Below are 12,149 nucleotides of genomic sequence, written 5' to 3' on the forward strand. Positions count from 1 at the left end.
TATTTGCACGTTCAGAAAAAAGAATAAAATTCAGAGATAAATGCAAAACAGAGGAATTATTAGAGCTTTTGCAATTATTTTCGCGCTTATTTGTCTATACGAGTTATCGTTTACATATTTGGCAAAAAGTGTTGAAAATGAAGCAGAAGCAGTATTTCAAGCACAAGAGACTACATCAGTACAAGCTTATTTAGATTCTGTCGCTCATCAACCCGTTTCGTCTATCTTACCAAACTCTTTGACTTACAAAGTGGTAAAAGAAAACGAGCTAAATCTAGGACTTGACCTTAAAGGGGGAATCAACGTAATCTTAGAAGTATCTGTTGCCGACCTTATCGAAAACATGGTTGGAGACAAAAATGATGCAGTTTTTCAAGCGGCAATTGCTAAGGCAAAAGAATTTGAAAAAGATTCACAGGATGATTTCTTGACACTTTTTTACAAAGCTTTTCAAGAAGTAGGAAATGGAGCGAAACTTCATGATCCAAAATATTTTGGAACACAAACTTTAAGTTCAAAGTTTTCTGCTTTCAGTGCACCAGATGAAGAGGTACTGGAAATTGTGAAGAAAGAAGTTGATGCTTCTGTAGAAAATGCCTTTGTTATTCTACGTGCACGTATTGATAAATTTGGGGTAACACAACCGAATATTCAACAATTAGCTCAGTCGGGTCGTATTCTTATCGAGCTTCCTGGGGTAAAAGATGTTGAGCGTGTAAAAGATTTGATCACCACAGCGGCACATCTAGAATTTTGGGAAACAAGAGATGCGTCTGAAATAATGCCTTTTATTTTCAAGGCTAATGAAAGACTGCAACAAACCGAAAAACGAGCTGAAACTCCTGAGGTAAATATTGCAGGAGGAGAGAATTCTGAAGCAACAGAAAAAACGTCTAATTTGTTAGACGATCTTGTAAAAGAAGCGGAAACTACAGATTCTTCAGTTGCTGATGCAAAAGAAGAAATAGAGAAAGCACTAGACAGTAACGCTACGGCTGCTGCTCAAACAGATTCTCTTAAGAATATGTTTAATCCTCTTTTCGAAGTTCTTTTCCCAGCAGTAAATGAGCAAGGACAAGTACAAGGAGGTCCAATTGTAGGTTATGCCAAAGAGCAAGATCGTGAAAAAGTAATGAATTTCCTAAACAGACCAGACGTAAAGCGTTTGATGCCTGCAGGAATGAAATATACAAAATTCGCATGGTCTGTTAAGCCAATGAATAAAGAAGCGAATGTTTATACTCTTTTGGCACTAAGAGGTCAAAGAAATGGAGAGCCAGCGCTTTCTGGAGATGTAATTACAGAAGCTTCTTCACACACAGATCCATCAGGACAAGTAATCGTATCGATGCGTATGAACTCAATAGGAGCTCAAAAATGGCGTCGTATTACAAAAAATAATATCGGAAAATCTGTTGCTGTTGTATTAGACGGATTGGTTTATTCATTCCCAACAGTAAACTCTGAAATTCCAAGTGGATCTTCACAAATTTCTGGAGATTTCACGATAGAAGAAGGAGATGACCTTGCAAACGTATTAAAGGCAGGTAAACTTCCAGCAAAAGCAAGAATTATTCAAGCAGAAGAAGTAGGAGCATCATTAGGACAAAGAGCAATTGAGTCTGGAATGCTTTCTTTCGTTATTGCTTTATTAGTCGTACTTGCCTATATGGTATTCTATTACTCAAAAGCTGGAATCTCTGCAGATATCGCTTTAGTATTGAATATGCTTTTCATCTTTGGTGTACTTGCAGCTATGGGAGCCGTTCTAACACTTCCAGGTATAGCCGGTATTGTACTTACCATAGGTATGGCAGTAGATGCAAACGTTCTTATATTTGAGCGTATAAAAGAAGAATTAAAACTTGGAAAAGGAATTAAGCAAGCAATTAAAGATGGTTACCGTCATGCTTATGCCGCAATCTTGGATGCCAATATCACTACTTTGTTAACGGCTATTGTACTATATGTATTCGGAACAGGTCCTATTAGAGGTTTTGCCACTACTTTAATTATCGGTATTCTTACCTCTCTATTTGCAGCCATCTTTATTACAAGACTCATTTTGGAAAAAAGTATGGATAAAGGAAAGTCTGTTTCTTTCTATACTTCGATCACTAAAAATCTTTTCCAAAACAATAATGTTGATTTCCTATCAAAAAGAAAAATTGCTTATGCCATTTCTACTTTGATTATTATTGGAGGACTTGCATCAATCTTTACAAAAGGATTTGACCGTGGGGTTGACTTTACAGGAGGTCGTTCTTATGTAGTAAGTTTCAGTGAAAACGTAAAAACAGATGACGTTCGTAATGAGCTTTCCAATGTATTTATAGACGAAAAAGGAAATAAACAAGCTCCAATCGTTAAAACATTTGGAAAAGACAACCAAGTAAAGATTACCACAAAATATAGAATCAACGATGTAGATGTTGATAAAGAAGTAAGAGAAACGCTTTCAAATGGATTATCTAAGCTAGGAGCCGATTATAATATCGAAAGTTCACAACTAGTAGGTCCAACGATTGCTGATGATATCGAAAAATCAGCACTTTGGTCAGTTGTAGGTTCATTAATCGTAATCTTCTTGTATATTTTCTTCCGATTCGGAAAATGGCAATATTCACTTGGAGCGGTTGCAGCCGTATTCCACGATGTATTAATCGTGCTTTCTATCTTCTCAATTTTCTGGGGAATGCTCCCATTCTCATTAGAGATTGATCAGGCATTTATTGCAGCCATACTTACCGTAATTGGATACTCTCTAAATGATACCGTAGTTGTATTTGATAGAATCCGTGAGCGTATTGCAGGAAGAGATGAGAAATATGGAGACACGGCCATTGTAAACAAAGCCTTGAACAGTACACTTAGTAGAACCATGAACACTTCTATGACTACTTTAGTGGTATTATTGATTATCTTCTTTATAGGAGGAGAGGTAATTCAAGGATTCATGTTTGCCTTATTGATCGGGGTAATTGTAGGAACCTACTCGTCATTGTTTATTGCAACACCAGTGATGCTCGATACAATGTCTAAGAAATAATATTTTTTTAAAAAATATTTTACAAATAGGCTCTGTTGGATTTTCAGCAGAGCCTATTTCGTTTAAAGAATTGAAAGAGAAGTAATATATGGTTTTAAATTTAGTGTAATTTCACACTTTAATAACCTAACAGAAGTGACAAAATTTGTTTTTTTGTTTTTCATTTCATTTGTAAGCTTCTTTTTTTTTTATATATTAGCCAATCAACTGAATGTACTAGGGTAAACCTAATTTTCTATGAAGAGATTATTCTTGTTTAGTTTTGTGATTTTGAGCTGTTCGTCTATGTTTGCGCAACAAGATGCCCAGTTAACACAAAACATGTTTAACAAATTTGTTTTTAACCCAGCTTACGCTGGAGCAACTGGTAATATGAATGTCAGTTTGCTTCACCGTTCTCAATGGGTAGGTTTTGAAGGAGCGCCAAACACGCAGGTACTTTCGTTTGAAATGCCAGTACACGCCTTATCAGGAGGAATTGGAGCCACAATTATCAACGACGTAACAGGTGGAGGACTTGCTTACCGACAATTTAATGCGAGCTATGCTTTTAAGGCTGATTTAAGCCAAGATGCACACTTGTCTTTAGGTTTGAATGCAGGTCTGTATAATATCGCATTTGATTATAGCGAATGGAAGACACCAAGTGGCGGATCGGGATTTGAGGATAATAAAATCCCAGATCAAGATGCTAGTGCGATTATTCCAGATATCGGTATTGGATTGGCTCTTACCTATCGCAATTACCGTATAGGTTTATCTTCAACTCACTTTGCAGAGTTTGAAGCCGAGCTACCATCAGGGAATAATAGTGTTGCCTTTAATACAAAACGTCATTACTACGTTTTAGCAGAAGCAAACTATGAATTAAACAGAAGTTGGCAAATCTACCCTTCCTTTTTCTTAAAAACGGATCAGGTACAAACACAAATAGATTTTGCAGCCAATTTTATGTATGAAAATAAAATAACGGCAGGTATGGCTTATAGAGTAGATGATGCATTAGCATTCATGTTTTCTTATAAACTACCACAAGGATTACAGTTTGGTTATTCTTATGACTTAACTATTTCTCAACTGAGTAGCTACCAAGCAGGCTCACATGAGGTCTTTATCCGTTATAGTAAGGCAATTGATGCACCGAGAAAAGGGAAATTCCGTTATAGAAATAACAGATTCCTTTAGTAGATTAGTAAACACAACACAGAAGATATAATTTTCGATAGTATGAAACGAATATTTTTTCTTGGATTAATAGGAGCAGGGATTTTAAGCTGCTCATCGCCGCAGACAGAACTAGTAGGATCTTCTGCAGGAATCAATCCAAATTATGAACAACCTTTAGGAATGACGAAAGTAGGTGGAGGATCCTTCACTACAGGACCTAATGATGATGATGTACCTTATGCACAAACTATGCCAGTAAAAACGGTTACGATGCATAGTTTCTACATGGATCAAACTGAAATTACCAATTCTGAGTATCGCCAGTTTGTACATTGGGTTCGTGACTCCATCGTAAGAAAAGCACTTGCAGAAGCTGGTGTAGAAGGTTATGAGTTAGTTGAGGAAGATTCGGAAGGAGAACCTATCGATGAACCATTCTTGAATTGGGATGTTGAAATAGACTGGTCTTCAGATGATGAAGCATTTGTAGATGCCTTGAAAGAGCTTTCTTATGACCCAGATCAAACAGTTACAGGAAATCAAAATGCTGGTTTAGATGTTAGAAATTGGACTTATGAATATAAGTATATCAACAATAAAGCATTAGGAAATCCGTTAAACAGATATAATAGAGAAGACGGAACATACGGAAATAACTTCGAAAGTGCTCAATTATACAAAACGGCAAAAGCACCTGTTTATCCAGATACAACAGTTTGGTTAAAAGATTTTGCTTATGCTTATACATTCAATGAGCCTATCTTTTCAAACTATTTCTCTCACCCAGGATATGACCAATACCCTGTTGTAGGAGTTTCTTGGGAACAAGCAAACGCATTCTGTGCTTGGAGAACAAATGTAAGACAAAGTCAAAAGTCTGGTATGGAGAAGACGTTTGATACGCCTTTCCGTTTGCCTACTGAAATGGAATGGGAATATGCTGCTAGAGGAAATAAAGCGAAAGCTGTTTACCCTTGGGGAACACCATATCCAGCAACAAGACAAGGATGTTATCTTGCTAACTTTAAGCCAAGAAGAGGTGAGTATGGGGTAGATCAGTATGTGTTTACTGCACCAGCTAATGCTTATCATCCAAATGGATTTGGTTTATTTAATATGAGTGGAAACGTTTCAGAATGGACCGCTACACCATTTGAACAAACACAATACTCTTTCTATCATGACTTAAACCCTGATTACCGCTATAATGCAGAAAAAGGAGATAGTAAGAAATTGAAAAGAAAAGTTATCAAAGGTGGGTCTTGGAAAGATGTAGCTGCATTTATCCAAATTTCTGCAAGAGATTATCAGTACCAAAATGAAGCGAGTTCATTCATCGGATTTAGATGTGTGAAAACTTTCGAAAATGTACGTTCTGACTACGAAAAATAGTAATAACAAAAACAAAAAAAACACAACCTAGTTATGGGATTCTTACAAAGTAAAAAAGGAAAAAACTTTATGGCTAAGCTCTATGGTATTGGAGCAGCTGTAGTAATTTTGGGAGCACTATTTAAAATTCAGCACTGGCCTTATGCAAATGCAATGCTTATAGCTGGTTTGGGTACGGAAGCGATTATCTTTTTTGTATCTGCTTTTGAAAAACCACCAAAAGAATATGATTGGTCTTTAGTATATCCTGAATTAGCAGGAATGGAAGTTGAGGACGATCCAAAAGATGGTCTTACAGCTGCTCAAAGACTTGATAATATGTTAGAAAAGGCAAAAGTAGATCAAGATTTGGTATCTTCATTAGGAGATGGTCTTAGAAAAGTAAGCGATGCTGCCAATGGACTTGGAGAAGCTGTTTCTATTGCCGAATCTACTTCTAACTATTCTACAGAAGTTGTGAAAGCTTCAAAGAGTTTAGAGGCTATTAATGCAATGTATGAGTCACAAATTGAGTCAAACAAGCAATATACAGAGTCTACTCAAATGCTTGCTAGTAATATGCAAGCGGCTATGAAAACATCAGCAGACATGCAAAACGAATTAAACAGCTTAACGAAGAACCTGAGTTCTTTAAACTCTGTTTATGGAAACATGCTTACTGCGATGAATTTTAATAACAAAAACTAATTGATTTACTATGGCGAGTGGTAAATTATCCCCAAGGCAAAAAATGATCAACATGATGTATCTCGTGTTGACAGCTCTTCTTGCCTTGAATGTATCTAAAGACATATTACATGCTTTCGCAAAAGTAGAAGATGGTTTTGCAACCACTGTTTCTGCTATGGAGAGTAATAACACGGAATTGTATAAATCATTTGCGGCTTTGGCCGAAAAAAAGGTTTCTGCTAAGGAAAACCAAGTAATTGCTGAAGAAGTTCGATCAAGAGCAAAGCAATTAAATGATCATATACAAACATTGCATAAAGACATTACTAATTTGAACGGAGAACCAGAACTAGATGAAGATCTAGGAATGAAACTCCCAGAAAAAATGGATGATCTTGATAAAGTTGCAAATTTATTATTGAAAAAACCTAAAAGAGCGGAGAAATTACGTATTGAAATAGAAAAATACCGTGATTATTTATTGGGTTTAAGTGAAGTAACAAAAAATCCAAGTATTCGTGCAGATATCGAAAGAGCTTTTAATACTAAAGATAGAAAAGTAGGTGCTGTTAATTTAAAATGGGAGGATGCAACTTTTGGGCATTATCCGTTAATTGCGATTCTTACATTTCTTAGAAAAATCCAAGCGGATGTAGTAAAAGTTGAATCGGATGTAGTAGGAAGTTTATATTCTTCAGTGGGGAAATCGGCTTTTAGTTTTGACGAATTAGAAGCGATGATTGTACCTAAATCTTCATCACTGCTTGCAGGAGATAAATACGAAGCGGATGTCTTTGTAACAGCTTTTGATTCTAAACAAAAACCTAAAGTAGAATTTACGAGAAAATTTAGTAATGGAAAACCAAACTTCGATGGATCTTCTGATCTACCTGTAGAGAATGGAAAAGGAAAACTTTCTTTTGTTGCTTCAGGTGTGGGAGAACACAAAATTGGTGCAAAAATTACGATTGTTAAAACAGATGGAACTTCTCAAAGCTGGGAAACGCAAAATGCATATAACGTTGCCTCTCCTACAGCAGTAGTTTCACCTACAAAAATGAATGTATTCTACCAAGGGGTACCAAACCCAATTGAAGTTTCAGTTCCTGGAGTAGATTCTAGAAACGTTAGAATTTCAGTGAGTGGAGCGGCTCAAAAGAATGCAGGAAAAGGAAAATACGATATTACGGTAGCAAAAGGAAATAGCAAAAATGTAAATATTTCTGTTACAGCTAACGGGAAAAGAATTGGGAAACCAAAAGAATTCCGTGTAAAACGTATTCCGAATCCAGTTTCAAGTGTTGCAGGATTGTCAGAAGGTAGAATTGCAAAAGGATTACTTCTTTCAACAAAAGGAGTAAGAGCTAAGCTAAGAGATTTCCCATTTGATATTAACTTTAGAGTAAAATCATATACTCTTAGAATCAAAGAGGGAGAATATATCAAAGAGGTTTCGGTAAAAGGAGATTTATTCACTCCAGCTATCAAAGAAAAACTTAGAAGAGTAAAACCAGGATCAGATGTTTCATTTGTAAGAATTCGTGCAAAAGCGAAAGCATACCCAAGTATTCCTACAAAAGTATGTCCTCCAGTAGTATTAACAGTTAACTAATCAAAGGATGAAAAGATTATTAACCATATTAACCCTAGGTTTGGCAATGCTAAATGCAGATGCTCAAACAACAAAGAAATCAAAGTTTAGTAATAAAATAGGGGCAGATAATCAACACGGAACTTTTATTTTAAGAGATTTCGACTATGACAGTCGTACACTTCCTTATGTAGCTGTTGCTGAGGAAGACGTATGGTGGCATAAACAATATGTTTCTTCAATTAATTTGAAGTTACCAACAAATCAACCCTTGTTTTATCCTGTGGAGCCTACCGCATATCGTAAAAACCTTTTCTCGGTTTTGATGGGAGCTGTAGAGAGTGGAAAAGTACAAGCTTATGATGATGCTTTATTCGAAATCAAAATGCCACTGGCAAAGATTAAAGAAAAAATGGAGCGTGTTGAAACTATCGAAGATGAAGATTTTGATACAGGTGAAGTGGTGATTCGTAAACAAACGATTCGTGTACTTCCTAATCAAATTATCGAAATCTTGATTAGAGAAGAGCGTTTCTTCGACAAAAAACGTTCGGTAATGGATTCACGTATTCTTGGAATCTGTCCAGTTGCTTTGGTAGAGAATCCAGAGACTGCATCTTATGATAAAACACAATTGTTTTGGTTGTATTATCCAGAAGTACGTCAGTTATTGGCTAACTCAAATGTATGGAATCCATATAACAACTTTGAGCGTATGACAATGGATGAGTTCTTCCATAAAAGAATGTTTTCTTCAGTAATCCAGTATGAGTCTAATATGCAAAATAGATATATCTACGATTACAACAAGAAGAAAGTTGATCAACTTCTTGAAGCAGAAAGAATCAAAAATGAAATTAGAAACTTCGAACATGACCTTTGGAGTTACTAGTAGAACAAAAGAGTTCATATTAAAAAAAACCATTCCTAATTTTAGGAATGGTTTTTTGTTTTGGATTAAACCGATTTTTATGAAATTATACCATTTTTGGTGTTAATTTACCCATAGGTATAATGCCGATACATTGCTAAAAGCCAGTTATGAATGCAGTGAAATAAGTGGGTAATGTTAGCAAGTAATCGGTATTAGTAGTTATTCTACAACAAAACACCTCGAAAAATAAACTAAACCTATGGGGAAAATTAATATCGTAAACGGCATGAGTTAATAATCGTAAGCATTAACTAGTCTATTTCTATATTGACCTTTATGTCATTTTTTTGTATATCTACATGGTTATTTCTTTCCAAGATTTCGGAAGGAAATATTCCGAAACGTTCTTTAAATACTTTTGAGAAATAGGGCGAGGATTTAATTCCAATCTGTTGTTGGATTTCATAAATTTTCGCGTGAGGGTATTGCCTTAATAGACTTTCAGCTCTTAAGAGTTTTACCTCAAGAATGAGTTTATTGGGAGTAAAACCAGTAAGTTTTTTTACAATTCTTCTTAATTGACTCTCACTATAAAAAACCGATTCTGCTAATTGTTTGACACCGTATTCTTCAGACGAAATATTTTTTTCAATATCCTTGATCATCCTCTTGACGATATTCATTGGATCCTGTGCTTTAAGCTCAATATGTTGTTTTTCTGAGAGTACATTATTTTGCGTAGGTATAATCTCTTGATCGATATATTGTAATTTTGAATGATAGTTTTCGATTATATTTCGAACTCGAACTCTAAGTTCATTGATTTCAAATGGTTTTTGAATATAATCGATCACGCCAATTCTTAATGCTTCTATTTTATTATTAACAATAGATTTTGCCGTTACAAAGACTACAGGAATTGTTAGTTTGTTTTTATTCATGGCTTCTTTTAAGTCAAAACCATCCATATTGGGCATCATAACATCTGAAATCACACAATCCACTTTATTCTTTTCTAAAAAATCTAATGCAGCCAAAGCACCAAATGAAAAAACACAGTTATAATCAAAGAAAATCTCTTGGTAAAAAGCGTGTATAAATTCGTTGTCATCAACGATTAATAGTGTAGATTTATTCTCTTTGAAGGTAATTTGTTGAATGAGCTTTTGGGTCTCATAGAAAGTATAAGAGCTTTTTTCTGATAGTTCTTCTCCAAATTTTGTTGGAAAACGAAAAGAAAAGCAAGTTGAAATGTTCGGTTCACTTGTCACATTTACTTTTCCAGATATAGCATCAGAGATGTGTTTTACAATAGCTAAACCGATGCCTTGCCCTACTTTACTATTACTTGCTTGAAAAAATCTATCAAATACTTTATTTACCTCATTGGCAGGAATTCCTTGTCCAGAATCTGTAATTTGAAAATAAAACTCCCCTTCATTTACCCAGCATTCTATTTCAACAAGACTTTTCTCTGGACTATACTTCAGTGCGTTGGATATTAAATTATTAATGATGATTTGTATTTTTTCATCATCTAGTTGCACCCAAGTATTCAAATCAAAATTATGTTTCCATTTTAGACATACACTCTTGCTACGGAAACCAATTAGGTTTTCTGTTAATATCTTTTTCATAAAAAAGAGTATAGGAACTCTTTCAGAATTATCTTTTCTTATAAGAGCATGATTGTTCATGTAGGTCATCCCTTTTATTTCACGCTTGAGTTTTTTGATATTCACTCTAGCGAGTTCTAAAAGTTCTTTCTTCTTTTCTTTATCTTTTGTTTCATTAATTAATTCTAAAACACCAGAGACCATAGTAACAGGTGTTTTTATTTCATGAGAAATATTTTCCAAGAACAATGAGCGTTCTTCATTAATAGTCTTTTCCCGATCATAATATTTTGTTAATAAACTCAGTTTTTGATTCTTAAATTTTAGTTTTATATATACATATATTGCTAGTAGAGTGAAGATTATCAAAGATACTCCGATAATTAAATCTCGCTGTTTGGCATTTTTTTGCGCTTCAAAAGATTCAGCCAAAATTTTCAGTTCTAAGTCTTTTGCTTTTAATTCTCGATCCATTTTTACCGCTAAGGAGTCTTGTTTACTCCACTCATGATTAATGATATCATTCATATACTTTTCTAAATAAGTAATAGACTGATGAGGCTGCTTTTTTTTGTAGACAAAATAACCCAACATATTAATATTGACTTCATTGTTTACTTTATAACCTGAAGCTTTATAGCGTTTTTCAAATAGTTGAAAAACATTTTCAGCCTTTTTATCCTGTCCCGAAAAAACCAAAGACTGCAAAAGGTAGGGATAGTAAATCCTTTTATGTCTTTTGTCTTTTTCTGGTTCTTGCAAGAGGCTTTCGATATAAATAATAAGTTCAGGATCCGAGATTCCTTTTATGCCCGTGAGATAGATTATTTTCCATAAATACAAATCGTATTTCAAATAATTATCACCAATACTCATCGTTACTTCAAGTGCTCGATCCAAAAAATATAATCCTTTGTCCAAATCTGTTGAAGAAACGCCTTTGATCCAATAATAGTCTTTTAACTGAAAGAGTGATAAACTGGTTTCATTTACCTCAAATATTTTATCGGCCTCTGCAATATATTCCGCGATCTTTTCTGTATCTGCAGTAACGATATAATGATACATTCCCAAGGCATTATAAATATCAAAACGTAGACTAGGTTCTTTTATTTTTTTAAGTAAATTCTGCAGATTAGAATAATATTGCGGAGCTCTTTCTTGTTCATTTATATAAGAACGAATCATTGCAGCGTTAAACTGTATTTGATAATAATGATGTTGTTGCTTATTGGCAATTCCTAAGCCTTTAACAGCGCTTGCTCTAGAGGCAGTTGTGTATTTTTGATATATATGATCGTACCAATACTGATAGAAATACAACTCCATTTTTTCTTTATCACTTAAAGAATATTCACTTAAATTTTTAAGAACAACAGATACGGTATCGGGATATTTATAGATATTTTGTTTACAAAAACTAAGTTGATGGCGAATACTGTTCTGTTTTTTCTGCCCGTAGCTCAGTGGAGAGAGTAAAAGAGCCAACAGAAGAAAAAATGTTTTTTTAACGTTCATAATGCGTTTATTATCAATTGCGAATTTACGACCATGAGAATAGCTAAAAGGTTCCTATGAATCTTTAAATTCCTCCTTATTATTTGATTCTTGAATGGTGTGTTACAAATGTATATGTTTATATTGTTGAAATAACATTTATAATTTCATTTTGTTATCGATAATCAGTCATTATATAACTTAATACGATCTTTTATTATTAAATACTATTATCTATTTAAGGTTAATATTTTGTTAGTGAGTTTTTTGCATTAATATTTCTATATGACGGGT

7 protein-coding genes are annotated in these 12,149 nt (G+C 34.4%); 6 read left to right on the forward strand and 1 reads right to left on the reverse strand.

The genetic code is table 11. From position 1 onward, the window contains the following. Window positions 1-40: 40 nt before the first annotated feature. From secDF to gldN, 6 genes are all read left to right on the forward strand, one after another. On the forward strand, window positions 41-3,049 hold the full coding sequence (secDF, locus tag N4A45_02480; protein ID MCT4664084.1) for a protein translocase subunit SecDF: 3,009 nt from the start codon (window positions 41-43) through the stop codon (window positions 3,047-3,049). Between the two features lie 237 nt (window positions 3,050-3,286). Then, window positions 3,287-4,234 (forward strand): type IX secretion system membrane protein PorP/SprF, encoded by a 948-nt coding sequence (locus N4A45_02485; protein MCT4664085.1) that lies wholly within the window; start codon window positions 3,287-3,289, stop codon window positions 4,232-4,234. Window positions 4,235-4,276: 42 nt separating this feature from the next. Further along, complete coding sequence (locus tag N4A45_02490; protein ID MCT4664086.1) at window positions 4,277-5,608, forward strand: SUMF1/EgtB/PvdO family nonheme iron enzyme; 1,332 nt, start codon at window positions 4,277-4,279, stop codon at window positions 5,606-5,608. A 33-nt stretch (window positions 5,609-5,641) separates the two neighbouring features. Next, window positions 5,642-6,295 carry a gliding motility protein GldL gene (gldL, locus tag N4A45_02495; GenBank protein MCT4664087.1) on the forward strand — a complete coding sequence of 218 codons (654 nt, stop codon included), beginning with the start codon at window positions 5,642-5,644 and terminating at the stop codon, window positions 6,293-6,295. A 10-nt stretch (window positions 6,296-6,305) separates the two neighbouring features. Then, complete coding sequence (gldM, locus tag N4A45_02500) at window positions 6,306-7,889, forward strand: gliding motility protein GldM (GenBank protein MCT4664088.1); 1,584 nt, start codon at window positions 6,306-6,308, stop codon at window positions 7,887-7,889. 7 nt (window positions 7,890-7,896) lie between these two features. Then, entirely contained in the window at window positions 7,897-8,760 is an 864-nt protein-coding gene (gene gldN, locus N4A45_02505; GenBank protein ID MCT4664089.1) for a gliding motility protein GldN, read from the forward strand. 293 nt (window positions 8,761-9,053) lie between these two features. On the opposite strand, the gene N4A45_02510 is transcribed toward gldN, so the two are convergent. After that, the gene (locus N4A45_02510) at window positions 9,054-11,876 is read right to left on the reverse strand and encodes a response regulator (GenBank protein ID MCT4664090.1); all 2,823 of its coding nucleotides are present in this window, start codon (window positions 11,874-11,876) and stop codon (window positions 9,054-9,056) included. Window positions 11,877-12,149 lie beyond the last annotated feature (273 nt).

The organism is Flavobacteriales bacterium, from assembly GCA_025210805.1.
Lineage (GTDB): Bacteria > Bacteroidota > Bacteroidia > Flavobacteriales > CAJXXR01 > JAOAQX01.